26 protein-coding genes and 1 pseudogene are annotated in these 25643 nt (G+C 70.6%); 16 read left to right on the top strand and 11 right to left on the bottom strand.

The features are described from left to right. The first annotated feature begins 12 nt into the window (after positions 1-12). A complete protein-coding gene (locus tag ACFC51_RS08595; protein WP_376527653.1) occupies positions 13-885 on the top strand; it encodes a TerD family protein in 873 nt (290 codons plus the stop codon). 33 nt (positions 886-918) lie between these two features. Here the strand turns inward: ACFC51_RS08595 and ACFC51_RS08590 are convergent, their stop codons facing one another. From ACFC51_RS08590 to ACFC51_RS08565, 6 genes are all read right to left on the bottom strand, one after another. Then, complete coding sequence (locus tag ACFC51_RS08590) at positions 919-1653, bottom strand: Tellurium resistance (RefSeq protein ID WP_376368170.1); 735 nt, start codon at positions 1651-1653, stop codon at positions 919-921. A gap of 159 nt (positions 1654-1812) precedes the next feature. Then, positions 1813-2961, bottom strand: coding sequence for a DUF475 domain-containing protein (locus tag ACFC51_RS08585; protein WP_376527650.1), 1149 nt, complete (start codon positions 2959-2961; stop codon positions 1813-1815). Between the two features lie 70 nt (positions 2962-3031). Further along, positions 3032-3607, bottom strand: a complete 576-nt coding sequence (locus ACFC51_RS08580) for a TerD family protein (RefSeq protein ID WP_329228403.1) — start codon at positions 3605-3607, stop codon at positions 3032-3034. A gap of 152 nt (positions 3608-3759) precedes the next feature. Continuing rightward, the gene (locus ACFC51_RS08575) at positions 3760-4335 is read right to left on the bottom strand and encodes a TerD family protein (protein WP_329228405.1); all 576 of its coding nucleotides are present in this window, start codon (positions 4333-4335) and stop codon (positions 3760-3762) included. 218 nt (positions 4336-4553) lie between these two features. Next, positions 4554-5012, bottom strand: coding sequence for a peroxiredoxin (locus ACFC51_RS08570; RefSeq protein WP_376368173.1), 459 nt, complete (start codon positions 5010-5012; stop codon positions 4554-4556). A 188-nt stretch (positions 5013-5200) separates the two neighbouring features. After that, complete coding sequence (locus ACFC51_RS08565; protein WP_376368174.1) at positions 5201-5638, bottom strand: DUF3052 domain-containing protein; 438 nt, start codon at positions 5636-5638, stop codon at positions 5201-5203. Between the two features lie 480 nt (positions 5639-6118). On the opposite strand from ACFC51_RS08565, the gene aceE reads away from it, so the two are divergent. Then, positions 6119-8851, top strand: a complete 2733-nt coding sequence (aceE, locus tag ACFC51_RS08560) for a pyruvate dehydrogenase (acetyl-transferring), homodimeric type (RefSeq protein WP_376527648.1) — start codon at positions 6119-6121, stop codon at positions 8849-8851. A 161-nt stretch (positions 8852-9012) separates the two neighbouring features. Here aceE and ACFC51_RS08555 read toward each other — a convergent pair whose 3' ends face one another. Both ACFC51_RS08555 and ACFC51_RS08550 read right to left on the bottom strand, forming a co-directional pair. After that, complete coding sequence (locus tag ACFC51_RS08555; protein WP_376527645.1) at positions 9013-9441, bottom strand: peptidase inhibitor family I36 protein; 429 nt, start codon at positions 9439-9441, stop codon at positions 9013-9015. Positions 9442-9650: 209 nt separating this feature from the next. Continuing rightward, positions 9651-11138 carry an MFS transporter gene (locus ACFC51_RS08550; RefSeq protein ID WP_376368246.1) on the bottom strand — a complete coding sequence of 496 codons (1488 nt, stop codon included), beginning with the start codon at positions 11136-11138 and terminating at the stop codon, positions 9651-9653. Between the two features lie 238 nt (positions 11139-11376). Here ACFC51_RS08550 and ACFC51_RS08545 point away from each other — a divergent pair, with 238 nt between their 5' ends. From ACFC51_RS08545 to ACFC51_RS08515, 7 genes are all read left to right on the top strand, one after another. Continuing rightward, positions 11377-12045, top strand: a complete 669-nt coding sequence (locus ACFC51_RS08545) for a TetR family transcriptional regulator (RefSeq protein ID WP_376368177.1) — start codon at positions 11377-11379, stop codon at positions 12043-12045. A gap of 236 nt (positions 12046-12281) precedes the next feature. Beyond that, complete coding sequence (locus ACFC51_RS08540; protein ID WP_376368178.1) at positions 12282-13493, top strand: alpha/beta hydrolase; 1212 nt, start codon at positions 12282-12284, stop codon at positions 13491-13493. 107 nt (positions 13494-13600) lie between these two features. Further along, positions 13601-14506: a DUF4429 domain-containing protein gene (locus ACFC51_RS08535; protein ID WP_376368179.1), complete on the top strand. Its 906-nt coding sequence runs from the start codon at positions 13601-13603 to the stop codon at positions 14504-14506. 161 nt (positions 14507-14667) lie between these two features. Beyond that, on the top strand, positions 14668-16017 hold the full coding sequence (locus tag ACFC51_RS08530; RefSeq protein WP_376368180.1) for a sensor histidine kinase: 1350 nt from the start codon (positions 14668-14670) through the stop codon (positions 16015-16017). Next, positions 16014-16694: a response regulator gene (locus ACFC51_RS08525; protein WP_376368181.1), complete on the top strand. Its 681-nt coding sequence runs from the start codon at positions 16014-16016 to the stop codon at positions 16692-16694. The genes ACFC51_RS08530 and ACFC51_RS08525 overlap by 4 nt, the downstream gene beginning before the upstream one ends. A gap of 256 nt (positions 16695-16950) precedes the next feature. Further along, positions 16951-17994, top strand: coding sequence for an alpha/beta hydrolase (locus ACFC51_RS08520; protein WP_376527642.1), 1044 nt, complete (start codon positions 16951-16953; stop codon positions 17992-17994). Then, a complete protein-coding gene (locus ACFC51_RS08515; RefSeq protein WP_376527640.1) occupies positions 17991-19199 on the top strand; it encodes an acyltransferase in 1209 nt (402 codons plus the stop codon). Before ACFC51_RS08520 ends, ACFC51_RS08515 begins: the two co-directional genes overlap by 4 nt. 29 nt (positions 19200-19228) lie before the next feature. On the opposite strand, the gene ACFC51_RS08510 is transcribed toward ACFC51_RS08515, so the two are convergent. Continuing rightward, complete coding sequence (locus ACFC51_RS08510) at positions 19229-20245, bottom strand: aldo/keto reductase (RefSeq protein ID WP_376368185.1); 1017 nt, start codon at positions 20243-20245, stop codon at positions 19229-19231. A 5-nt stretch (positions 20246-20250) separates the two neighbouring features. Further along, on the bottom strand, positions 20251-20715 hold the full coding sequence (locus tag ACFC51_RS08505; protein WP_376368187.1) for a MerR family transcriptional regulator: 465 nt from the start codon (positions 20713-20715) through the stop codon (positions 20251-20253). A gap of 108 nt (positions 20716-20823) precedes the next feature. On the opposite strand from ACFC51_RS08505, the gene ACFC51_RS08500 reads away from it, so the two are divergent. Beyond that, positions 20824-21645 (top strand): serine hydrolase domain-containing protein, encoded by an 822-nt coding sequence (locus tag ACFC51_RS08500; RefSeq protein ID WP_376368189.1) that lies wholly within the window; start codon positions 20824-20826, stop codon positions 21643-21645. A 2-nt stretch (positions 21646-21647) separates the two neighbouring features. Here the strand turns inward: ACFC51_RS08500 and ACFC51_RS08495 are convergent. Continuing rightward, positions 21648-22055, bottom strand: a pseudogene (locus ACFC51_RS08495) (ATP-binding protein); the annotation flags it as partial. Between the two features lie 83 nt (positions 22056-22138). Between ACFC51_RS08495 and ACFC51_RS08490 the strand changes: the two are divergent. The 6 genes from ACFC51_RS08490 to ACFC51_RS08465 all read left to right on the top strand — a co-directional run bounded on the left by ACFC51_RS08490 (position 22139) and on the right by ACFC51_RS08465 (position 25505). Beyond that, positions 22139-22963, top strand: coding sequence for a helix-turn-helix domain-containing protein (locus ACFC51_RS08490; protein WP_376368191.1), 825 nt, complete (start codon positions 22139-22141; stop codon positions 22961-22963). Next, positions 22947-23213: a DUF397 domain-containing protein gene (locus ACFC51_RS08485; RefSeq protein ID WP_376368193.1), complete on the top strand. Its 267-nt coding sequence runs from the start codon at positions 22947-22949 to the stop codon at positions 23211-23213. The genes ACFC51_RS08490 and ACFC51_RS08485 overlap by 17 nt, the downstream gene beginning before the upstream one ends. Before the next feature lie 65 nt (positions 23214-23278). Beyond that, complete coding sequence (locus tag ACFC51_RS08480) at positions 23279-23674, top strand: hypothetical protein (protein ID WP_376527638.1); 396 nt, start codon at positions 23279-23281, stop codon at positions 23672-23674. Between the two features lie 157 nt (positions 23675-23831). Continuing rightward, positions 23832-24404, top strand: a complete 573-nt coding sequence (locus ACFC51_RS08475) for a hypothetical protein (protein ID WP_376527636.1) — start codon at positions 23832-23834, stop codon at positions 24402-24404. A 71-nt stretch (positions 24405-24475) separates the two neighbouring features. Next, positions 24476-24994 carry a hypothetical protein gene (locus ACFC51_RS08470; RefSeq protein ID WP_376368197.1) on the top strand — a complete coding sequence of 173 codons (519 nt, stop codon included), beginning with the start codon at positions 24476-24478 and terminating at the stop codon, positions 24992-24994. Positions 24995-25103: 109 nt separating this feature from the next. After that, the gene (locus tag ACFC51_RS08465; protein ID WP_376368199.1) at positions 25104-25505 is read left to right on the top strand and encodes a hypothetical protein; all 402 of its coding nucleotides are present in this window, start codon (positions 25104-25106) and stop codon (positions 25503-25505) included. Positions 25506-25643: the final 138 nt, after the last annotated feature.

Here is a 25643-nt window from a genome sequence, read left to right as displayed (position 1 = left end):
CCAGCAGGCAGGATGACCGCCATGACGCACGCGATGCTGAAGGGCTCGAACGTCCCTCTCGACGCCACGGCCGTACGGGCCGTGCTGCGCTGGACCCCGGGGGCAGGCGTCCCCGACGTGGACGCCTCGGCCCTGCTGGTCGGTCCCGACGGACAGGTGCGTTCCGACGAGGACTTCGTCTTCTACAACCAGCCGCGGCACCCTTCCGGCCTCGTCCGGCGCCTGCCCAAGCGCAGTGCCCCCGAGGGGCTCACGGACACGATCGAGGCGGACCTCTCCGCGCTCGACCCGTCCGTGGAGCAGGTCGTCATCGCCGCCTCCTGCGACGAGGCGGCGTTCGAGCGGGTGACGGACCTGCGGATATCGCTGTACGACGCGGCGTCCTCGGAGGGAGAGCCGCTCGCCGTCTTCGACGTGCGCGCGGAGACCGGCGAGGAGACCGCCGTCATCTGCGGCGAGCTGTACCGGCGTGGCGACGGCTGGAAGTTCCGGGCCGTGGCGCAGGGCTACCCGACGGGCCTCGTCGGACTGGCCACCGCCTTCGGGATCTCGGTGGACGAGGCCGAGGCGGCGTCCGAGCCCGGCCCTGCGGCCGTGCCCGACCCCCAGGCCACGGTCCAGCACCAGCAGCCCGCTCCGGACTCCCAGGCCACGGTGCAGCACCAGCAGCCCGCCTACGGCTACCCGCAGCCGTCTGCGGCGCCCCAGCCCGCGTACGGCTACCCCCAGCCCACCTCGGCGCCCCAGCCCGCGTACGGCTACCCCCAGCCCGCCGCGGCGCCCCAGCCCGCGTACGGTTACCCGCAGCCCGCCGCGGCGGCGGCACCCGCCGCCGACCCGAACTTCGTGCTCCCCCCGCAGGGTCCGCAGTTCATCCGCCCGTGAACCGGCGGCGCGGTCACCCGTCACGGCACGCACTCAGGCCCGCGTCTTGTAGCCGCGTCCCCACTGCATGCCGAAGCCGTACATCCGGTCCAGCTCCGACTGGAAGCCGTACACGAACTTCACCTCGCGCCGCACGATCAGCTCGCCCTTGACGTTCTCCACCGTGAACACCGCGCACGAGCGGGCCTGCGGGGCCCGCTCGTCCAGCTCGATCTCGATGCGCGGGCCGTTCCCCGGGTAGAGCGTCACCTTGGCGTGCGTCCGGTCGAAGGCCGGGGTCTGGTCGTAGATGTATACGAAGAAGAGCAGACGCTTGATCTCGTCGCGCTTGTCGAGGTTCACGTAGACGGTCTCACCCGAAGGCGCGCCGAACCGGTCGTCCCCGCTGAGCCGGACGTAGGGCGCCGCGTTCAGGTCGCCGATGAGGTTGCCCAGCGGCTGCACCACGCCCTTGGTCCCGTCCGCCAGTTCGTACATGCAGCCCAGGTCCAGGTCGACGTTGACCATGCCCTGGGTGTGCGCCTGGACGACCTCGGGCTGGAAGAGCTTCAGCGGACGCAGCAGCCGGCCGCTCTGACGCGACCTCCCGCCGATGTCCGACGTACGCATGCGCCACGACAGGTTGACGCGCAGGTTGCCCGACAGCGCGCCCTGCTTGTTCAGCGAGACCGTGGCGTTGCGCCTGGAGAGCACGATCGAGCTCGTCGCGGAGTTACCCGACTCGAACTGCGACGCCCGCCGCGGAAACAGGCCGTCCCAGAAGGCCATCCCAACCCCCACATGTATCGGTACGTACCGCCGACCCGCCGCCCACGGCCCCACTCCCCGCACGCCACTGCGGGGCGGCCACCGGCCGGGTCCGGGTGTCACCCGAGAACGCCGACATGGGCCGCCCCGCAGAGAGAGCGTTCCTCAATCCCTACCGGGTCACACCCCGGAGGAGACTTCCGCCTTGGAATCCGGGCCGCCGCCGTCGCCGCCGGCCGCCTCGATCGCCTTGTTGCGCCGCACCGACGACCAGAAGGACCAGCCGATCAGCACGACACCGACCAGGCCGGTGATGATCTCGTTGATCTCGTACTGGATGGTGACGAGCAGGATCACCGACAGGGCGCCGATCGCGTAGTGCGCGCCGTGCTCCAGGTAGACGTAGTCGTCCAGGGTGCCCTGACGGACCAGGTAGACCGTGAGCGAACGGACGTACATGGCGCCGATGCCGAGGCCGAGGGCCATCAGCACGATCTCGTTGGTGATGGCGAAGGCGCCGATGACACCGTCGAACGAGAAGGACGCGTCGAGGACCTCGAGGTAGAGGAACATGAAGAACGCGGCCTTGCCCGCGAGGACGACGCCGGTGACCGGCTTGCCGGTCTTCCTGGCCTCTTCCTCGGCCTCCTGCTCGCGCTCCTCCTCCTCCTCGAGCTTGTTCTCGAAGAATCCGGAGAGACCGCCGACCACGAGGTAGGTGATCAGGCCGGCGATGCCCGAGAGCATGACGGTCGACGCCTTGTCCGCGTGCCCGCCACCGTGCTGGTGCGCCTGGGTCGCCACGGTCATGGCGGCCACCAGGAGGACGATCAGCGCGACGCAGACCGACAGCATGTCGACCTTGCCGAGCTTGGCGAGCGGGCGCTCGATCCAGCGCAGCCACTGGATGTCACGGTCCTCGAAAATGAAGTCGAGGAAGATCATGAGCAGGAACATGCCACCGAATGCGGCAATCGACGGATGGGCGTCCGTCACCAGTTCCTTGTACCGGTCGGGATCGTTGAACGAGAGGTCGATGGCCTCGATCGGCCCCAGCTGGGCGCTGATGGCCACGATCACGACGGGGAACACCAGCCGCATACCGAAGACCGCGATGAGCACACCGACGGTGAGGAAGATCTTCTGCCAGAAGGCACTCATCTTCTTCAGGATTCCGGCGTTGATCACCGCGTTGTCGAAGGACAGCGAGATCTCCAGGATCGACAGGATCGCGACGATGCCGAATGCCTGCCACCCCCCGTAGAACACCGCTGCGACCAGGCCGAGCGCGGTAACCGCGAACGACCAGCCGAAGGTTTTCAGAAGCACTGGCTACCCCATCGTGTAAGTAACGGGTCTCCCCCGGTGAGTACGGGGCTCCCCCGCGCCGTGCGCGGCTTTACGAAACGTTGACCCCGAAGTCTAGAGCGATGCCCCGAAGCCCTGACGCGTACCCCTGTCCGACCGCACGGAATTTCCACTCCCCGCCGTACCGGTACAGCTCGCCGAAGATCATCGCCGTCTCCGTCGACGCATCCTCGGTGAGGTCGTACCGCGCCAGCTCCTGACCGTCCGCCTGGTTCACCACGCGGATGAAGGCATTGCTGACCTGACCGAATGTCTGCCCACGATTGTCGGCATCATGGATCGACACCGGGAAAAGAATCTTGTCGCAGTGCGCGGGGACCTGCGTGAGGTTCACGATGACGGACTCGTCGTCGCCGTCACCCTCCCCTGTGAGGTTGTCCCCGGTGTGCTCGACGGAGCCGTCGGGGCTGGTGAGGTTGTTGTAGAACACGAACCACTCGTCGCCGAGGACCCGGCCCGACTGGCACAGCAGTGCGCTGGCGTCGAGGTCGAAGTCGGCTCCCGTCGTGGATCGTGCGTCCCAGCCGAGCCCGACCAGCACCTGCGTGAGATTGGGTGCGGCCTTGGAGAGGGAGACATTGCCTCCCTTGGCGAGCGTGACGCCCATGGTGTGTCCTCCCCGAGTCGATGGACGGTCTTTCCGGCCCGGCACGGGCGCCTGACGGACGCGGGGCGCTCTGCCGAGCGCGTCCGGCGCCGCACATGTGCGGCGCCGGACGCGGTGGAGCTGTGAGGTGTCCGGAGGCTCTCCGGACCGGCTCAGACGTTGACGCCGAAGTCCTGCGCGATACCGCGCAGACCCGAGGCATACCCCTGGCCGATGGCACGGAACTTCCACTCGGCGCCGTTGCGGTAGAGCTCGCCGAAGACCATGGCGGTCTCGGTCGAGGCGTCCTCGCTGAGGTCGTAGCGCGCGAGCTCGCTGTTGTCCGCCTGGTTCACCACGCGGATGTACGCGTTGCGCACCTGACCGAAGCTCTGCTGACGGCTCTCGGCCTCGTAGATCGAGACCGGGAAGACGATCTTGTCGACGTCGCCGGGGACGCCGGCGAGGTTGACCTTGATGACCTCGTCGTCGCCCTCGCCCTCACCGGTGAGGTTGTCACCGGTGTGCTCGACGGAGCCGTCGGGGCTCTTGAGGTTGTTGAAGAAGACGAAATTCCCGTCGCTGCCGACCTTGCCCTCGGCGTTCGTCAGCAGTGCGCTGGCGTCGAGGTCGAAGTCACCACCGGTGGTCGTACGGGCATCCCAGCCCAGACCGACGATGACCGCGGTCAGGTTCGGCGCGGCCTTGGTCAGCGAGACGTTGCCGCCCTTGCTGAGGCTGACTCCCACGAGTCCTCCAAATGTTGTGAGAGGGCCGGCAGACACCAGCGCCCCCGTCGTGCGTTGGCATCGGATCAACGATTGGATCCTAGTGACCGGTTCCCGGCCAAAACAGGCTTTTGGCCGCTCGCCGCCAGGAGATCCCCGGATCCTGCACGTCACAAACGCCGGATCCCGCGCATCGCGGACCCCGGAGCCGGTGCGGACCGGCCCCCGGGCGCCCCGGCTCAGATCGAGTCGAGCGCCTTGACGTAGTCGTTCAGGTCGCGTGCGTCCGGCAGGCCGTTGACGACGGTCCAGCGGACGACGCCCTCCTTGTCGATGATGAACGTGCCGCGCACCGCGCAGCCCTTGTCCTCGTCGAAGACGCCGTACGCCCGCGAGACGGCGCCGTGCGGCCAGAAGTCCGAGACCAGCGGGTACTCCAGGCCCTCCTGCTCGGCGAAGACGCGCAGGGTGTGGATCGAGTCGTTGGAGACGGCGAGCAGCTGGGTGTCGTCGTTCTCGAACTTCGGGAGCTCGTCCCGGAGCGCGCACAGCTCGCCCGTGCAGACACCGGTGAAGGCGAAGGGGTAGAAGAGCAGCACCACGTTCTTCTCACCGCGGAAGTCGCTGAGCTTCACGGTCCGCCCGTGGTTGTCCTTCAGCTCGAAATCCGGGGCCTTCGTGCCGACCTCGATCGCCATGTGAAACGCATCCCTTCGCAGACGTCGTACTACCCCGGCCTGGTCCGTCCGGGTGACACCCACCCTACGCAGCGTCCCCGGCGGATCCGGGGCAGGCCCGCGGAGGCACGCAGGAAGGCCGCCGGCGGCACGTACGAAGGCCCCCGGCGGCGTGGTGCCGTCGGGGGCCTCGGGTGAGGAAAGAGCTCTCAGCGCTTGGCCTTGGCCCCCTTGGGAGTGACCAGACGGCTGCCCGTCCAGTCCTTGCCCGCGTTGATGCTCTTGGTCTGGGCAAGACCAGCTGTCTGGGCAGCCTCGTTGATGTCGCTCGGCTCGACGTATCCGTCGCGGCCGGTCTTGGGCGTCATCAGCCAGACCGCCCCGCCGTCCTCGATCAGACCAATGGCATCCACCAGCGCGTCCGTAAGGTCGCCGTCCTCGTCGCGGAACCAGAGCAGGACGACGTCAGCGACGTCGTCGTAGTCCTCGTCGACGAGTTCCTGGCCGATTGTGGCCTCAATGCCCTCACGGAGCTCCTGCTCGACGTCGTCGTCGTAGCCGATCTCCTGGACCACCTGTCCGGGTTCGAACCCAAGCCTTACGGCCGTGTTGGTCCGTTCCTCCGCGTGGTCCGCGGTCGCGCTCACGGGTTGCCTCCTGATCATGTTTCGGAAAATGCTTCAGCCACGCGCGTGCGCGGGGCATTGGCCGTAGTCCACACGGGCTCGGCGAATCGCGCAAGTACCCGGCGTCCGAGACCGCCTAAACGGTGACGTTCCCTGCCACGTCGCCGCAACTTCCGGCCGTCTCCTGCGGGGCCGGAAATGGTGTCCGGTCCCTTTACGTCCTTCCTCAGCTTATGCCGTTTCGCTCCGCCATTCGGATTCGAACGGGCTTTGGGAACGCTTGGCCGGGTTGGGCGTATGGTTGCGGTTTGGGCAGGGCCGCCCTCGCGCTGCTGGTACTGGTGCCCGGACACGGCGTCCGGGAACCTCGTGTTACCCCACAGTAGAGGTGACGTGCAGGCCCTGGCGGTACACGATGGTGGCGGCGTACACGGCCACCACGGGGGTACGTTTCCCCGCAACCAGGCCCCGAAGAGCACCACCGAACAGCGAAGGAACAGTGTGGCTTCCGGATCCGATCGCAACCCGATCATCATTGGCGGCCTTCCGAGCCAGGTCCCGGACTTCGATCCTGAAGAGACCCAGGAATGGCTCGACTCCCTCGACGCCGCCGTCGACGAGCGCGGCCGTGAGCGGGCCCGCTACCTGATGCTCCGGCTCATCGAGCGCGCGCGTGAGAAGCGCGTGGCCGTGCCCGAGATGCGCAGCACCGACTACGTCAACACGATCGCCACGAAGGACGAGCCGTTCTTCCCCGGCGACGAGGAGATCGAGCGCAAGGTCCTCAACGCGACCCGGTGGAACGCCGCGGTGATGGTCTCCCGCGCCCAGCGTCCCGGGATCGGCGTCGGCGGCCACATCGCCACCTTCGCCTCCTCCGCCTCGCTGTACGACGTGGGCTTCAACCACTTCTTCCGGGGCAAGGACGACGGTCTGGGCGGTGACCAGATCTTCTTCCAGGGACACGCGTCCCCGGGCATCTACGCCCGCGCCTTCCTGCTCGACCGGCTGAGCGAGGCGCAGCTCGACGGCTTCCGCCAGGAGAAGTCGAAGGCCGGACACGCGCTGTCCAGCTATCCTCACCCGCGGTCGATGCCGGACTTCTGGGAGTTCCCCACCGTCTCGATGGGCCTGGGCCCGCTCGGTGCGATCTACCAGGCGCGGATGAACCGCTACATGGAGGCACGCGGCATCGCCGACACCTCCAAGTCCCACGTCTGGGCGTATCTCGGCGACGGCGAGATGGACGAGCCCGAGTCGCTCGGCCAGCTCTCCATCGCCGCCCGCGAGGGGCTGGACAACCTCACCTTCGTGGTGAACTGCAACCTGCAGCGCCTGGACGGCCCGGTCCGCGGCAACGGCAAGATCATCCAGGAGCTGGAGTCGCAGTTCCGCGGCGCCGGCTGGAACGTCATCAAGCTGGTCTGGGACCGCACCTGGGACCCGCTGCTCGCACAGGACCGCACGGGCATCCTGGTCAACAGGCTGAACACGACGCCCGACGGCCAGTTCCAGACGTACGCCACCGAGACCGGGGCGTACATCCGTGATCACTTCTTCGGTGACGACCCGCGGCTGCGGGACATGGTCAAGGACATGACCGACGACCAGATCCTGCACCTGGGCCGCGGCGGTCACGACCACCGCAAGGTCTACGCGGCGTACGCGGCGGCCAAGGCCCACAAGGGCCAGCCGACGGTGATCCTCGCGCAGACGGTCAAGGGCTGGACCCTCGGACCGAACTTCGAGGGCCGCAACGCGACCCACCAGATGAAGAAGCTCACCGCGGACGACCTCAAGCGCTTCCGTGACCGGCTCCACATCCCGATCGCGGACAAGCAGCTGGAGGACGGCAACCCGCCGTACTACCACCCGGGCCGCGACTCGGAAGAGATCCAGTACATGCACGACCGCCGCCAGGGTCTGGGCGGCTACGTCCCGACGCGTGTGGTGCGCGCGAAGCCGCTGCCCCTTCCCGACGAGAAGGCGTACGCGACCGCGAAGAAGGGTTCGGGCCAGCAGTCGATCGCCACGACCATGGCGTTCGTCCGCGTGCTGAAGGACCTCATGCGGGACAAGGAGATCGGCAAGCGTTTCGTGCTGATCGCTCCCGACGAGTACCGCACCTTCGGCATGGACGCGTTCTTCCCGAGCGCGAAGATCTACAACCCGCTCGGTCAGCAGTACGAGTCCGTGGACCGTGAGCTCCTCCTCGCGTACAAGGAGTCGCCGACCGGCCAGATGCTGCACGACGGTATCTCCGAGGCCGGCTGCACCGCCTCGCTGATCGCGGCCGGCTCGGCGTACGCCACGCACGGCGAGCCGCTGATCCCGGTCTACGTCTTCTACTCGATGTTCGGTTTCCAGCGCACCGGTGACCAGTTCTGGCAGATGGCCGACCAGCTCTCGCGCGGATTCGTGCTGGGAGCGACCGCCGGACGTACGACGCTGACCGGTGAGGGTCTGCAGCACGCGGACGGCCACTCGCAGCTCCTCGCCTCGACGAACCCGGCCTGCGTCTCCTACGACCCGGCGTTCGGGTACGAGATCGCGTACATCGTCAAGGACGGCCTGCGCAGGATGTACGGCGAGGAGAGCGAGGACGTCTTCTACTACCTCACCGTCTACAACGAGCCGATCCAGCACCCGGCGGAGCCCGCCGACGTGGACGTCGAGGGCATCCTCAAGGGCGTCCACCGCTACCGCGCCGGTGAGAAGGGCCAGATCCCGGCCCAGATCCTGGCGTCGGGTGTGGCGGTCCCGTGGGCGGTCGAGGCCCAGCAGATCCTCGCCGACGAGTGGGACGTGAAGGCGGACGTCTGGTCGGCGACCTCCTGGAACGAGCTGCGCCGTGAGGCCGTGGAGGTGGAGCGCCACAACCTGCTCCACCCGGAGGAGGAGCAGCAGGTCCCGTACGTCACGCGGAAGCTCTCCGGCTCCGAGGGTCCGTTCGTGGCGGTCTCGGACTGGATGCGTTCCGTGCCCGACCAGATCGCGCGCTGGGTCCCCGGCGCGTACCAGTCGCTGGGCGCGGACGGCTTCGGCTTCGCCGACACCCGGGGTGCGGCGCGCCGCTTCTTCCACATCGACGCGCAGTCGATCGTGCTCGCGGTGCTGACCGAGCTGGCCAAGGAGGGCAAGATCGACCGTTCGGCGCTGAAGACGGCGCTCGACCGCTACGAACTGCTGGACGTTGCGGCCGCGGGCCCCGGCCCGGCCGGCGGTGACGCGTAGGGAACAGGCGGTTCCTGAGGAAGGGCGGCGGGCCCCTGGTCCGCCGCCCTTCGGCGTTCCCAACGGATCCCGGAGGACCCTGAATAATCCCGAAGCGCCCCGGAGGCCCCCGGTGGATCCCGGAGGACCGGCCGGTCGCCGGCCCTCCGGGGGCGCCGCGGTCAGCTCTCCCAGATCTTGAAGGCCCGGACCGTGTACGGCGACCGGGGTACCCAGGTGCCGCCGCCCGGGTAGGTCTCGAACTCACCGGTCTCGGCGCACTCGGCCGACTGGTAGGTGGTGACGGGCCGCCCGGTGCGGTTCACCAGGGCCTGTGCGGAGCTGCCGGCCGGGAGCGGGACGCAGCTCTCGATGCCGACGGTGGACAGCTCGTGGACCTGTACGGCGCCCCTGAAGTCGGGCTTCGCCCAGAGGCAGAGCTGTCCCGCCCCGCAGGGCGCGAGTCCAGCCGGCTTGGGCTGCGCGGCACTGCGTGCGCTCTCCTGTCCGGCGGGGCCGTGGTGGGCGGCGGGTGCGGCGCCGGAGGACATGGCCGTGGCCGGGACGAGCGCGGTGGCCGCCAGGGTGGCGGCGAGAACGGTTGTGCGCATGGTGGATCAACCCCCGTGGTCGGGCGAACCGGACGGCTCGCCATGTCCGCACTCTGACCTGCGGGAGCGTGGGCCGGGAAGGGGGCCGGCGGCGGACCACCCTGATAGGCGACAGCCCCGCCGGGACCGTCCGGCGGGGCTGTCGGGTGCGCTGGGTTGACGCCCGGGCCCCTGGTGTCCGCCGGGGCGGACCGGGGAACCGGGGCGGGTCAGATGTGGCCTGCGCCCATGCCCGCCTCGGCGTTGGCGCCGCGCTTGGTGAGCGTGGCGACCAGGGCGGCGACCACCGCGACGATGCCCGCGACCATGAAGGCGGAGCTCATGCCCGACACGAACGTGTCATGGGCGACATCCGTGATCTTCGCCGCGATCTCCGGCGGGGTGCCGGGGGCGATGGGCGGCATGCCGACCTTGATGGCGGACGACGCCTGGTCCAGCTGCGCGGAGTCGACCGGCGGAAGACCCGCACCCTTCCAGTTGTCACCGAGCTTGGCGTCGACCTGGGCGGCCATGACGGCGCCGAGGACGGCCGTACCGAGGCTGCCACCGACCTGCATGGCGGCCTGCTGCAGCCCTCCGGCGACTCCGGAGAGCTCCATGGGGGCGTTGCCGACGATGACCTCGGTCGCGCCGACCATCACCGGGGCGAGGCCGAGACCGAGCAGACCGAACCAGATGGACATGGTCAGCGTGCTGGTGCCCACGGTCAGCTGTGACATGCCGAACATCGCGACCGCGGTGAACACCATGCCGCCGACCAGCGGGACGCGCGGGCCGAGCTTGGTGATGGCGAGGCCCGCGAGGGGCGAGCCGACGATCATCATTCCGGTCAGCGGCAGCAGGTGCAGACCGCTGTCGACCGGGCTCATGCCGTGCACGTTCTGCAGGTAGAAGGTCACGAAGAACAGCCCGCCCATGAAGGCGAAGGCCATCATCACCATCAGCACCACACCGGCCGAGAGGGGCACGGAGCGGAACATGGCCAGCGGGATCAGGGGCTCCCTGACCTTCGTCTGGGTGAACGCGAACGCGGCGAACAGGACGACGGCGCCGACGAGGAAGCCGATCGTGTTCAGGTCGCCCCAGCCCCACTCGGCGCCCTTGATCAGCGCCCAGATCAGGCAGAACATCGCCAGCGACAGCAGCACGATGCCGCCGATGTCGAAGGAGCGGGGCGCGTTCACGGCGCGGTGGTCCTTGAGGATCACCAGGCCGAAGACGAGCGCGAGCACGCCGACCGGCACGTTGATGAAGAAGACGGACTGCCAGCTGACGTGCTCCACGAGCACACCGCCGAGGATGGGACCGCCCGCGGTGGAGGCGCCGATCACCATGCCCCAGATGCCGATCGCCATGTTCAGCTTCTCGGCCGGGAAGGTGGCGCGCAGCAGGCCGAGCGCCGCCGGCATCAGCAGGGCGCCGAAGAGGCCCTGGAGCACCCGGAAGACGATCACCAGGGTCACGCCCTGGGAGAGGCCGATCGCGGCCGACGCGGCGGCGAAGCCCGCGATGCCTATCAAGAAGGTCTGGCGGTGTCCGAAGCGGTCACCGAGCTTGCCCGCGGTGATCAGGGAGACCGCGAGGGCGAGCATGTAGCCGTTGGTGATCCACTGGACGTCGGCGAGCGAGGCGCCGAGGTCCTGCTGGATGGCCGGGTTGGCGATCGCGACGATCGTGCCGTCGAGGGCCACCATCATCACGCCGATGGCCACGGCGAAGAGCGTCAGCCAGGGGTGGCCGCGCAGCCCTTTCACCGGTGCGGGAACAGAGGTGTCTTCAGGCTCCCGCGGTGCCTTCTCGACAGTGGTCTGACTAGTCATGCGCAGGACGTTATGTCAGCCTCTGACAGTTGACAAACCAATTCACAAGACAGTAACTGTCACGTAGCTCACAGGTAGGCTGAGCAGGTAAAAGCAGGGAAAAGAGGTCCGGCACGTGACACGCAGGCAGACATCCGGGGCTCTTGTGCCAGGGGCTCCGGCGGGCTTGCGCGAGCGCAAGAAGCGGCGCACCCGCGAAGCCCTGCTGCACGCCGCCCTCAGACTCTTCACCTCGCAGGGGTACGACCGGACCACCGTCGACGAGATCGTCGACGCCGTGGACGTCTCCCAGCGCACCTTCTTCCGCTACTTCGCCAACAAGGAGGCCGTCGCGTTCGCCGTCCAGGAGGCGGTCGACGCCCGTTTCCTCACGGAGTTGCGTCAACGCCCTGCCGCCGAGGCCCCTTTCGAGGCATTGCGCGGGGCCGCGCTGAAGGCGTGGAACGCCCTCGCGGAGGCCGACGACGAGGACGTCACGGCCGAACTCCAGATGCGCGCCTACCGGATGATCGAATCGACTCCGGCGCTGCACGCCGCGCACATGCGGCGCCACATCGGCCTGGAGCAGCAGACCGCCGCGGTGATCGCGGAGCGTGAGGGGCTCGACCTCGACGCGGATCCGCGCCCACGGGTGGCCGTCGCCGCCTTCTCCGGCGTGATGCGGCTGACCGGACAGCTGTGGGGATGCCGGAGGGACGCCGGGGTGGAGGCACTCCGGGAGCTGACCGAACTCCACCTGGACCAGCTCGGACCTGCGCTCTCCGGGAGCTGGCGCGCCGCATAGGCACGTCCTTACGTGAACCGCACAGGTGTGCCGTTCCCCTCATCGCCGCCGCATGGCCGACCTCACAATGCCCCTGCCTCCCGGGGCATTTCGGGCGCCGCAGGGCCGTGCGGCGCGCCGGAGCGTGGTCCCGGCACACACGGAGCGTAAGAGACGGGGGGTCAATTCCCCGCGGTCGAGTGATCCGCGTCACCCCTGCGACGACGCCGCGTGCGCGTCTCCTAGGGTGGGGCGCAGTGACTTCCTTCGACTCCTCCCCCACGCTCACCGCTTGGCGCGCGCTGCTCGCCATCGCGGTCGTGTTCGTGATGCTGGCGACCACCGGGTGGACCGCCGTACGTCACCAGCACTCCGCCGCACCGCGCGAGGTCGCGCTCGCTTCCTGGGCGAAGGACCGGATAGCCGGTCACGCCCTCCCGGACGTGGGTGCCCCGGCCTACCGGCTGGCGCATTTCTTCGCGACGCTCACCGCGGGCCAGCAGGTCGCCCTGGCGGACAAGTACCCGCTGGTGGTGGGGAATCTGAACGGTGCGCCGGTCACCTTGCGCTACCGGGCCAACCGGCACGCCCTGGCGCAGGCGGAGACGGCCGAGGAGCTGCGGACACAGGACGTGCGGCTCTCCCCGGACGGCCGCCATCAGGCCGTGGCACGGCTGGACCGCTTCCGCTCCCTGCTCGCAGGCGACCGGCAGATCCTCGCCTTCGACCCGTCGGGCCGCGGCCGGGCCGCCGAGGTCTTCGGCGACCTCGACCGCGCCGAGCGGGTCTCGGTCGTCGTGCCGGGGGTGGACACGAACCTCCTGACGCTGGAGCGCACCGGCGTCAAGGAGAACGCGGCGCCCGTCGGCATGGCCAGGTCGCTGTACGGAGCCGAGCGCTCGGCGCGCCCCGGTTCGTCCACGGCGGTCATCGCGTGGGCCGACTACACGGCCCCCGCCGGGATCGGCATGGACGCGGCGCTGGGCGGGCTCGCGAAGGAGGGGGCGGTGCGGCTGAACGCCCTGCTGGAGTCGCTGCCCGGCTCCTCGGACGTCTCGCTGTTCTGCCACAGCTACGGCTCCGTGCTCTGCGGCGTGGCCGCGCACGGCCTGCCGTCCAGAGTCTCGGACATCGCGGTCGCGGGCAGCCCCGGCATGCGGGCGGACAACGCCGCCTCGCTGCACACCCGGGCCAGGGTGTGGGCCATGCGGGACGCCGACGACTGGATCGAGGACGTGCCGAACATGGCGGTCGGCGGTCTCGGCCACGGCGCCGATCCGGTCGACCCGGCCTTCGGGGCACGGATCGTGTCGGCGAGCGGCGCGATCGGACACAGTGGCTATTTCGAGCCGGGCACGGAGAGCCTCAGCAACTTCGCCGCGATCGGCGTGGGCGCCTACGACTCGGTCCGCTGCGCAGGTGCCGATGGGACGTGTCACCGGGAGATTTCCGGCAGGGAAGAGGTCTGACGCGCGTAGAAAAACGTCTGACGCGCGTAGAGAGCGGCGAACGGCCTGCCCGATTTCGCCTGTACCGAGGGGGGACGTTCGGGGCCGTGCCACATACGATGAGGCACATGGGTGATGTGCTGGCCGGAATTCATGCCACCTGGGAGTTCGACACCGACTCCGTGCTCATCCGCTTCGAACGGGGGATCCGCGCACCGAAGCTCTTCCAGAGTCTGCGCGAGCGCCGCATTCCGTACGCGGCGCTGTCGTCGGTGACGCTGACCCCGGGCAAGCGGGGCACGGTGGTCCTGCACGCGGTGCCGAGACCGGGTGCCGATCCGCTGCTGGAGGCCGCGGCCGGGCAGCTCAAGGAGGGCAACGACCCCTACCGCCTGGTGCTCCCCGCCGAGCGCGAGACGCTCGCCGAGTACTACGCGGACGAGCTGCGCGGCGTCCTCCCGGACGAGGCGGACCTGCCCGCCGAACAGTTCATGGTGACGGCTCCCGAGGCGCCGATGCGCTTCAAGGCGTACGACGGCAGGGCGGGCTTCGACGGTTCCCTGGTCTCCTTCCGGTGGTTCTGGACGGGTGCGTCGAGCGCGAAGTGGAAGGCGGGCGACCAGACCTTCCCCGTGTCGGAGCTCGGCGGGATCGAGTGGCGTTCGCCCGAGGCCTTCGAGGGCTACTTCCGGCTGGTGCCGCGTGGCACGCCGGCGGAGTCCGAGGCCGGCACGGCCCCCGAGCCCGTGGCCGCGGGTCGTGTCCAGCCGGACCAGGATCCCGCGGCCGTCGTCTTCGGGCTGGGGTACGGCCAGGTGCACGAGTCGCTCCCGTTCGCCGCGGCGGTCCTGGAGTCGGTGCGCAGGACCCAGTCGGTGCCCGTCGCGACCGTCCCCGTACCGGCGGGCGGCACGCGGCGCGACCCCGCGGACATCGCCGAGCGGATACGCCACCTCGGGGATCTGCACCAGGCGGGTCTGGTGACCGACGCGGAGTACAGCGCGAAGAAGGCGGAGCTGCTCGCCGAGCTGTAGCAGCGGCCGTGGCCCTCGCTGCGGACTCCTGCGGTGGCTGTCGTGGCCGTGAGGGAGGGGCCGCCGGCCCGGTCCCGTACCCGGGTAGGGGACCGGGGGCCGGCGGCCCACACCCCGGTATGACGCCTCCCGCCGTACTGCGCGCCTACGCTGACCCGATCATGCCCACCTCTCCCGCCGGGCCCCCGCCCGCCGACGGTCCGACGAGCGCCGCCCGCCGCACCCTGCGCGAGCTCGCCCACAGGCTGTCCCACGCGTCCCACCCGCCGGCCCCCCTGTTCGCCCGGTCCCCCAGGCTCTGGCTGAGGCTGCTGCCGTACGCGGCCGTGCTCGCCCTCACCGCCGTCTTCGTCCCCGTCACGATCCAGGTGCTGACCCATGACTACGGGGTGTCCGGCGGTGTCGCCGGAGCTCTGGGCGTCGGGCAGGCCGCTCCCCTGCTGATGCTGGTGCACCGGCCGCTACAGGCCTGGGTCATCGTCTTCGCCGCCGACATCGCGGGTGCCCTGGTGCTGCTGGGGTCGCCCGAGCAGGACGGCACGATCTGGCCGTGGACCCCGCCGGTCATCGTGGGCTACCTCTTCGTGCTGCTGGCCCTCGGTCTCCGGGAGAGCCGGCGGACCGTGACCGTCGTGTGGCTGGCGACGGGCGCGGCCGGGTTCCTGCTGCATCTCGCCTCGCCCGGGCGCAGCGACGGCGGCGCGCTCCTGCTGGTCGTCCTCGGGGCGGTGGTGCTGGTGATCGGGGCGGCCGTACGGGAGCGGAGCGAGGCCCAGCTCCGTCTCGTCGAGCAGGAGACGATCAGCGAGGCCGAGCGCGCGCAGCGGACGCTGCTGGAGGAGCGCACCCGGATCGCCCGGGAACTGCACGACGTGGTCGCCCACCACATGTCGGTGATCACCGTGCAGGCCGACTCGGCTCCGTACCGGATCAGCGGGCTCTCCGAGGAGGCGCAGGCGGAGTTCGCGTCGATCGCGGCGGGCGCCCGGGAGTCGCTGGCCGAGATGCGGCGGCTGCTGTCGGTGCTGCGCAGCGAGGACAGCCGGGGCGAACTGGCCCCGCAGCCGGGGCTCGACCGGTTGCAGCAGCTGGTGGAGGCGACCGTGCGGGCGGGGCTTCCGGCCGAGCTGTCGCTGGCGGCGGATGTGCGGGAGGCGGTGGAGCGGGGCGGTGTGCCGCCGGCGGTGGACCTGTCGGCGTACCGGATCGTGCAGGAGTCGCTGGCCAACGTCGTGCGGCACGCGCCGGGGGCCAGGACCCGGGTGTCGGTGACGGCGGGCGACGGTCATCTGACGGTGCTGGTCGTCAACGACCGTGCGGAGCAGCCCGGTTCGCCGCTGGAGCCGTCGGGGACGGGACACGGGCTGGTCGGCATGCGGGAGCGCGTACGGTTGACCGGCGGCACGCTCGACACGGGCCGGCTGCCCGACGGCGGCTTCAGGGTGGCCGCCCGGCTCCCCCTGCCGCCGGCCGATCCGCCCCCGGCCCCCCTGACTTCGGAGGAACCGTGACCATCCGCGTCATCATCGTCGACGACCAGGCCATGGTGAGGGCCGGGTTCGCCGCACTGCTCGCCGCGCAGAGCGACATCGACGTGGTCGGCGAGGCCCCGGACGGGCGCAAGGGCATCGAGGTGAGCAGGACGGCCCGTCCGGACGTGGTCCTGATGGACGTCCGGATGCCGGAGATGGACGGACTGGCCGCCGCCCGCGAGCTGTTGAGCCCGCCGCCGGGGGTGGTGCACCGGCCGAAGGTCCTGATGCTCACGACGTTCGACGTGGACGACTACGTCTACGAGGCGCTGCGCGCCGGGGCGTCCGGGTTCCTGCTCAAGGACGCCCCGCCCGCTGACCTGATCTCGGCGGTGCGGATCGTGGCGGCGGGGGACGCGCTGCTCGCGCCGTCCGTGACGCGGCGGCTCATCGCGGACTTCGCGCGCCGGCGGCCCGCGACGCCCTCAGGCGGGGCCGCGTTGCGGCTGACCGGCCTGACGCCGCGTGAGACGGAGGTCCTGGAGCTGATCGCCCGAGGTCTGTCGAACCAGGAGATCGCGGCGCGGCTGGTGGTGGCCGAGCAGACGGTGAAGACGCACATCGGCAAGGTGCTGGCCAAGCTGGGCCTGCGGGACCGGGCGCAGGCCGTGATCTTCGCGTACGAGTCGGGGCTGGTGACTCCGGGCGGAGCCTGAGGGCGGGCGCGGCGCGTCAGGGCGTGGGCCGGCACGTCCGCGCCCCCTGCCCGGCGATCGGGCGTGACCGCCCGGCGCACGGGAGTCCGGGGTAGGGCTGTCCCCCCGGTGCGCCTGCCGCTGTCCCCCCGTACACCCCGTACCCCGGTACGAGCGGGCAGTTGGCTCCGCGGGGTGACGCCCCGCCACCCACCGTCCTCCTACCTTCCTGCCCGGCACACCGACCGGTGTGCGCAACCCGTACGGGGAGGGCACGATGGGCCGATTCACGAGGACGCTGGCGGCGGTCGCACTGACGGCCGCGGTGGTGGCGGGGACGGCGGGGTGGGCCTCCGGCAACACCCAGCGGGCGGTGACGGGGCCGCCGCCGGGCAGCGCCTCCTGGCAGGCCGACGGGTCGCTGGGGCGCGCGCTTCCCGACCCCGGCCGCGCGACCCCCGCCCAGGTCCACCGTTTCTTCGGCGGGTTGAGCGCGTCGGAGCAGCGGGAACTGATGGAACGTCACCCTTCGGTGGTCGGCAATCTGGACGGGGTGCCGCTGGAGCTCCGCTACCGTGCCAACGCCCTGGCGCTGCGGGCCTCCCACGACCCTCGCCACGCGTCGCTCGCCGCGCCGGGCCGGCAGATCCTCGCCTTCGATCCGCGCGGGCGCGGCCAGGTCGCCGAGGTGTTCGGGGACCTCCGCTCCGCCCGGCATGTCTCGGTCGTCGTCCCCGGGTCGGACATCGACGCGGGGACCTTCGACCGGCGCGGTGACGTGTACGGCACCCCGAAGGGCATGGCGAGGTCGCTGTACGCCGGCACGGGTCCGGGCAGCGCGGTGATCGCCTGGGCCGGGTACACGACACCGGTCGGGCTCGGCCTCGACGCGGCGACCGGGGGGCTGGCCGAGGCGGGCGCGGTGCGGCTGACCCGCTTCACCGCCGGGCTGTCCGCCGACGGGCTGCCCGCACCCGTCGTGTTCTGCCACAGCTACGGCTCGGTGGTGTGCGGGATCGCGGCCTCCGGTCTCGGCGCCACGGACCTGGTCGTGCTCGGCTCCCCCGGGATGCGCGCCGACGACGTGGCCGGGCTGCGCACCGGGGCACGGGTCTGGGCGGCCAAGGACGACACCGACTGGATCGACGACGTCCCGCACGTCCGGGTCGCGGGGCTCGGGCACGGAGCGGATCCGGCGGACGAGGAGTTCGGCGCGCGCCGGGTGCCCGCCGACGACGCCGTGGGCCACACCGGGTACTTCGCCCCCGGCACGGACTCGCTTCGCGCCTTCACCGCCATCGCCGAGGGGGTCTCCCGATGAGCGTGCGGAGGCTGGTCTCCCGCATCGACGCGGACACCCCCGCCCACCGCGACCGCGCGGTCGACGGACTGCGCGCCCTCGCCCTGCTGGCGGTGCCCGCGGGTCACTGGCTGCTCGGCGGATTCACCCGGGACAGCGGGGGCGCCCTGCACAACGCCAGCCCGCTCTCCACGTTCGCGGTGTTCTCGCCGGTGAGCTGGGTGCTCCAGATGCTGGGCGTGTTCTTCCTGGTCGGGGGCTACGCCTCCGTCCTCTCCTACCGCCGCAAACCGTCCAGCACCGTGGCCTGGCTGCGCGGGCGGATGGTCCGGCTGGGGCGGCCGGTGCTCGGTGTGACCGCCGTGTGGGCGCTGCTGATCCCGGTGCTGTACGCCGCCGGCGTCCCCGAGGACACCCTGCGCACGGGAGCGAAGCTGGTGATCCAGCCGCTCTGGTTCGTCGGGGTGTACGCCGTGGTCACGGCTCTGACGCCGTACTGCGTGCGTGCGGCCGGGCGGCTCGGCGGCTGGGCGGCGGCCCCGCTGATCGGCACGGTCGCCGCGGTCGACCTCCTGCGCTACGGGCCGTACGCGGAGGCCGTGCCGTCCTGGCTGGGCGTGCTGAACATCCTGCCGGGCTGGCTCTTCGCCTACCAGCTCGGTGTCTCCTGGGGACTGGGCCGGCTCACCCGGCGCGGGGCCGGGCTCCTGCTCGTCGGCGGCACCGCCCTCTTCGCCGTGCTGCTGCTCGCCTTCCACTACCCGGCGTCGATGGTCGGCGTACCGGGCGAGGCGCGGACCAACTCGCACCCGCCGTCGCTGCTGGTACTCGCGCTGGCCTCGGCGCAGAGCGGTGCGGCGGTGCTGCTGCACGGCCGGATCGGCCGCGCCCTGCGCCGCCCAGCGCTGTGGGCACCCGTCGTGGTGGTCAACCTGTCGGCGATGACCATCCTGTGCTGGCACCAGACGGCGATGCTGACCGCGGCCGTGCCGGCCTCCTTCGCCGGTGCGGTGCCCGGGCTGACGACGGCACCGGACTCGGTGGGCTGGATCCTGGCCCGGCTCGCCTGGATGCCGTTGTTCGCCGCGCTGCTGGTGCTGATCTCCCGGTACGCCCACCGGTTCGAGGCGCCCTGGGAGGCGGGCGGCGGCACCGGGACGGCCCGCCGGGCAGCGGCCGGGCTGCTCGCGGCAGGGTTCGCCGTCTTCGCGCTCCGGCTGGCGTGAGAGCGCCCTCGCCGGCCGGAGCGGGACCGCTATTCGCGGGCGGCCGAGGTGCTGCTCATGTCCGGGTACCGGTCCCCCGCCACCTGGCCTGCGATGGGCTCCAGCTGCGCCAGCTCCTGGTCGGTCAGGACCAGCCGGGTCGCGGCGACATTCTCCAGCAGGCGGCTGCGCTTGCGTGTCCCGGGGATCGGCACCACGGTGAGGCCGTGCACCTGCGCCCGCTGCTGCACCCAGGCCAGGGCGACCTGCGCGGCCGTCGCCCCGTGAGCCGCCGCGATCTTGTGGACGGGCTCCAGCAGGGCTGCGTTGGTCTTCGCGTTCTCACCGGTGAAGCGCGGCTGGTGCTTGCGGAAGTCACCCTCCGCCAGCTCCTTCCCCGCGTCCGCGAACGCCCCGGTCAGGAACCCGCGCCCGAGCGGCGAGTACGGCACGAAGGCCACCCCGAGCTCGACGGCCGCGGGCACGGCGCTCAGCTCCACGTCACGGCTGAAGAGCGACCACTCGGACTGGAGCGCCGCGATCGGGTGCACGGCGTGCGCCTCACGGAGCTCGTCCCCGGTCACCTCGCTCAGACCGAGGTACTTCACCTTGCCCTCCCGCACCAGCTCCGCCATCGCGCCGACCGACTCGGCGAACGGGACGAGCGGGTCGCGGCGGTGCATGTAGTAGAGGTCGATGACGTCGGTGTCCAGCCTGCGGAGGCTGGCCTCCACGGCCTCGCGTATGTACGCGGCGTCGTTGCGCACACCCCGGTAGTGCGGGTCGTCGGTCCGCTCCACCGCGAACTTCGTGGCGAGCGTGATCTCGTCCCGGTGCGCGCCCACGAACGGCGCGAGGAAGGTCTCGTTGGCGCCCCGGCCGTAGATGTCGGCGGTGTCGAAGAGCGTGACGCCGGCTTCCAGCGCCGCTTCCAGCGTGTCGCGGGCGGCGGTCTCGTCGGTGTCCCCGTAGAACTCGCTGATGCCCATGCAGCCGAGCCCCTGCACCCCGACCTGCGGGCCTCCGGTCCCGAGCTGCGCTGTCGCGATCTTTGCGGTGTCGCTCATGTTCGTCATACCCCTTCGGACGCCGTACGGGCGCCGCTGTAAAAGTCGATCTTGAAGTCGAGGACGGCGAGGGTGCCCTGGAGCTCCGCGATCCGCGTCTTCACGTCGCGTCGGGTCGCCTCCAGCAGCTCCTGCCGCTGCGTGAAGGTGTGGTCGCCCTCGCGGAGGAGTTCGGCGTACCTGACCATGTCGGCGACCGGCATCCCGGTCAGCCTCAGCTTGCCGACGAAGGCCAGCCAGTCCAGGTCACGGTTGCTGAACCGGCGCTGGCCCGTGTGGGAGCGGTCGACGTGCGGCATCAGCCCGATCCGCTCGTACCAGCGCAGCGTGTGGGCGGTGAGCCCGCTGTAGGCGACGACCTCGCTGATCGTGTAGCGGTCCTGGCCCTCGGGGCGCGGATGGGCCTTCGGCGCCGAGGCGCAGGTGTCCGTCCGGGCGGAAACGCTCTCCGTGCTCTCCATCACCGTCATGCCTCCACGCTAGGACCTTGGAGTGCACTCCAAGCAAGCGTCCACGGGTGGAGATCCCGGATTCGGGCCCCGTCAGGCCTCGTACGGGCTCCCGTTAGGCTCGTACGCATGCAGAGCCTGGCGATGATCGAGAACTGGCCCGTCCCCACCGCGGCAGCCGCCGTCGTCACCTCGGACGGCACGCTCCTGGGTACCCATGGTCCCACCGCGCACCGCTTCCCGCTGGCCTCGGTGACGAAGCCGCTCGCGGCCTACGCCGCGCTGGTGGCCTACGAGGAGGGCGCCGTCGAGCTGGACGAACCGGCGGGCCCCGAGGGCTCCACCGTCCGCCACCTCCTCGCGCACACCAGCGGTCTCGCCTTCGACGAGCACCGGGTCACGGCCCCTCCCGGCACCCGCCGCCTGTACTCCAACGCCGGCTTCGAGGTGCTCGGCGACCACATCGCGAAGGCCACGGACATCCCGTTCGCCGAGTACGCGCGCCAGGCGGTCCTGGAGCCCCTGGGCATGACGTCGACGACCCTGGAGGGCTCACCCGCCAAGGACGGCGTCTCGACCGTGGACGACCTGGTGCGCTTCGCCGCCGAGGTGCAGGCGCCGAGGCTCCTCGACCCGCGTACGGTCCTGGAGGCCCAGACCGTCGTCCATCCGGGCCTCAAGGGCGTGCTCCCCGGGTACGGCCATCAGAACCCCAACGACTGGGGCCTCGGCTTCGAGATCCGCGACTCCAAGTCACCGCACTGGACGGGAAATTCCTCCTCCCCCGCCACCTTCGGCCACTTCGGCCAGTCCGGCACGTTCCTGTGGGTCGACCCGGCGGCGGGCGCGGCCTGCGTCGCACTGACGGACCGCGCCTTCGGGCCGTGGGCGGCCGAGGTCTGGACGCCGTTCACCGACGCGGTGCTGGCGGAGCTCGGCACCTCCCGCTGACCGCATTCGAACCAGACCGTCTTGCCCCGGTCGCCGTGCGCCTCGACGCCCCAGTCATCCGTGACGGCGTCCACCAGCAGCAGCCCCCGCCCGCCCTCGTCGAGCGCATCGCCCGCGACCATGCGGGGCAGGCGGGGCGACGCGTCGGCCACCTCGACCCGCACGCCACGGCCCGGAAGCAGGAAGATCAGGGTCTGGCAGCGACGGCCGGGGACGTGCCGCACGACGTTGGCGATCAGCTCGGTCAGGGCCAGCTCCGCCGCGTCCGCCAAGGCGAGCAGGCCCCAGCAGGCGAGGTACAGCCGCAGGATGCGGCGCAGATGACGCGCGGAGTGCTCCCCCATCGCCAGGTCGGCGCGGTAGACCGCCGCCTCCGCGTCACCGGTCCGGGTGTCGGATACGTGATTCATGCCACCAGCGTGCAGTGCGGTGATTACTCTCGGCTACGACCTGAAACGAACGCCGCCAGGCGTTGAAGCGAGAGGCCCCCGCCGTGGCCAACGTGCAGTCGCTCGACCCCAGCGCTTCCCCGTTGGACTACTACGGCTGGGAGTTGCGCCGCCAGCGGGAGGCCCACGGCCTGCGGCAGGGCCAGCTCGGCGAGATCATCTTCTGTACGGGCTCACTGATCGGCCAGATCGAGACGACGAAGAAGGTGCCGACCCGCGACTTCTCGGAGCGCCTGGACGCGGCACTCGGCACGGACGGGGTGTTCTCACGGCTGGTCGGCCTGGTCCTGCGGAGCCAGCTGCCGACGTGGTTCCAGCCGTACGCGGAGATGGAGGCGCGGGCGACGTACATCTCCACGTACCAGGCGCAGTTGGTGTACGGGCTGTTGCAGACCGAGGAGTACGCGCGGGCCCTCCTCTCGGTCGACCACCCGAGCACGGTGGACGAGCACGTAGCGGCCCGAATGGAGCGCCAGCGCAGCCTTCACGGTGAGCATCCGCCTGCCCTGTGGGTCGTGCTGAGCGAAGCCGCCCTGGTCCAGGAGGTCGGTGGGCAACACGTCATGCGCAACCAACTGGCCCGCTTGTTGGACTTCCGCGACAGCCCGTGGGTGCAGATCCAGGTGCTCCCGTTCTCCGTCGGCCAACACGCGGGCATGATGGGGTCGTTCAACTTGCTCCGGTTCGAGAATGATCCCGACCTGTTCTACGTCGATGGCTACGACCAGGGCCATATGACCGCCAATCCGCAGGTGATCAAGGAACGCTCGGTCGGCTACGCTCGATTGCAAGCCGCAGCCCTCTCCCCGGAGAACTCGGCAACACTCATCGCTCATGTGATGGAGGAACGGTATGGAAAACAGCCATGACCTGGCCGGAGCACTGTGGCGAAAGTCCTCGTACAGCGGGACCAATGGCGGTGACTGCGTCGAGTGCACCGTCACCGGCGGCGCGGCCTGGCGGAAGTCCTCGTACAGCGGAAGCACCGGCGGCGACTGCGTCGAGGTGGCGGACGGCTGCCCCGCCTCCGTCCCCGTCCGCGACAGCAAGAACCCGGCCGGCCCCGTGCTCGTCCTGGGCGCCGACGCCTGGCAGGCGTTCGTGGACGGACTGCGCTGACGGACTGTCCGCCCCCTCGGCCACCCTGGGGCGGCGTCCGCGACCATGCGGTGCCAGGAGGACCATTGACGTACCCGCAACTGCCCACCCCCGAGGAGAAGCTCGCCGACGCGAAGAAGCTGTTGGGCATCCCGCGTATCGTCGTGATCTGCGGATCCACCCGCTTCATGACCGAGATGGCCGAGGCCGAACTACGGGAGACCGGAGCCGGAAGGATCGTCGTCAAACCGGGCTGCGACCTCAAGTCGCCGCACGAACTCTGGTCCGATCCCATCGAGGCCGAGACGCTGAAGGTCCGACTCGACGATCTGCACCGGGCGAAGATCCGGCTGGCTGATGAGGTGTTCGTGGTCGGCGACTACATCGGAGACAGCACCCGAGCGGAAATCGCCTACGCCCGTTCGCTGGGCAAGCCCGTACGGTTCACGCACCCCGAAGTCGACCCCGCACCCCTCTCCTGAAATCGATCGTCCACCGCCGACGGGGCGCTGTCGGAGTGTGGGTGGCTGCGGCGCGCATCAGCACCGTGGGCTCGGCTCCCCTTACGGGACGCATCCCCGAGTCAGGTGAGGGGCGCCCCCGATAGGCGGGAGACCGGCGGCCTGTGACGCTGCCGGTATGACCTCACGCCTCACGGGCGGCCGGCGCGCCCCCGTCCTCGTCGCCCCTCTCCTGCTCGCCCTGTACGGCCTGCTGCGGCTGGTCGACGGACTGGACGGGGACCACGGGCCCGGGCTCGCCTGGAACCTCGGACACACTCTCTTCTTCTTCGGCTTCTTACTCTTCGGCGTGGTGACGTTCAGACTGCGGGAGCTCGTCCCCGGCACCACCCTGCGCGGGCGCATCGCGGCGAACGCGGCCACGGCGGCCGGCCTGTCCGGCATCGCCTGCTTCCTCTGGGTGATCCTCGGCGACCTGTTCGCAGACGTGGCACCGTTGCCCGAACCGCTGGAGATGACCGGCCCGCTCGCGTTCCAGCTGGGGTGGCTCACGCTCCTGGTCATGCTGGTGACCGCCACACCGCGCCTGCTGCCCGTGTGGAGTCCTCTGTTCGTCCTCGCGGGCTTCGTCCTCTTCGCCGCCGATCTCGACCTGCTGCCCGTCGGTGCCGTGCTCCTGATGGCCGGGCTCGCTCCGGTGACCCGCGCATCCGGGGCGGCACACCCCGGGACGCCGAGTACGGGTGTGTGAGGGCACGCCACGTGCGCCCGCTGGTCCGTCACGGTGCACGGGAGACCACCTCGCCTCGTTACCGTGCAGGCGTGACCGCTTCCGCGCTGCCCCTCCTCTTCCTCGACGTCGATGGTCCGCTCCTCCCGTTCGGTGCGACCCCGCAGCAACTGCCGGACGGATATCCGGTGTACGGGCGGGGTCGGAGTTCCCGGCCAGGCGACAATCCGCTGACCACCAGGATCGATCCGGCCCAGGGTCCCCGGCTGATGGCGCTGCCGTGCGAGCTGGTGTGGGCGACGACGTGGATGTCCGAGGCGAACGACTGCATCGCGCCGTGGCTCGGTCTGCCCGAACTGCCCCTGGTCGAATGGCCCGACCCGGCTCCCGAGGAGCCGCCGGGGCTGCACTGGAAGACCCCGGGGCTCGTCGGCTGGGCCGCCGGACGGCCCTTCGCCTGGGTCGACGACGAGCTCACGGACATCGACCGCGCCTGGGTGGCAGAACATCATCCGGGCCTCGCCCTCCTGCACCACGTCGAGTCCTGGCGGGGCCTTGCCGACTCCGACTTCGCCACGCTCGACGCCTGGTTGCGGCGCACTGCGGGTTGACCAAGGGTCTGTCCCGCAACTCGGCGGGGCCCCGGGCACGAACCACCCCGACGGAGCGCAACCGTTCCGTTCAGGCTGTCCGCGCCCGGCTCCGATAGATTCATCCGCCATGCGATCCCGTGAGTTCGACCTCGACTTCCGCCACCACGCCGGGAGGACACGTAACTGGGGCCTTGCCCTGTTGTCTCTGGCGGCACTGCTCTGGGTCTGGTGCGCCGTACTCCTGCTGACGCCGTACGAGGTGGACGAGGAGCCCGGCGACCGGTACCCGGCGGAGTGCGAGTCACGGCTGTTCACCGATCGCGGCACCGCCAACGAGGGCCTGTTCAAGGGGGACGACTGCGCCGACGAGCGCGACTGGCCGGAGGCGATAGCCGTGCTCGGCGTCTCCGTGCCCGTGTCCGTCACCGGGGTGGCGCTCTTCACGATCGGCACCGTGTCGCGCCGGATGAGTTCCCATGGCCAGGCCATGCGCGAACTGGACGCACTGGCCGACAGGTCGAAGGACTGACGCGACGCCGCCACCGGGGCGCGAAGACGCTCCGGCGCCGGATGCACGGCACACCGGCCGGAGCCGCCCCGGAGAAGCAGGTCCTGCGGGGGGGGGGGCCACGGTCCCGCGCGACGGAAACTTGGATGCGGGGACGCC

The sequence above is a fragment of the Streptomyces sp. NPDC055962 genome, assembly GCF_042270185.1.
In the GTDB taxonomy this organism is placed as follows: Bacteria; Actinomycetota; Actinomycetes; order Streptomycetales; family Streptomycetaceae; genus Streptomyces.
This window is presented reverse-complemented; position numbering and strand designations above follow the sequence as displayed.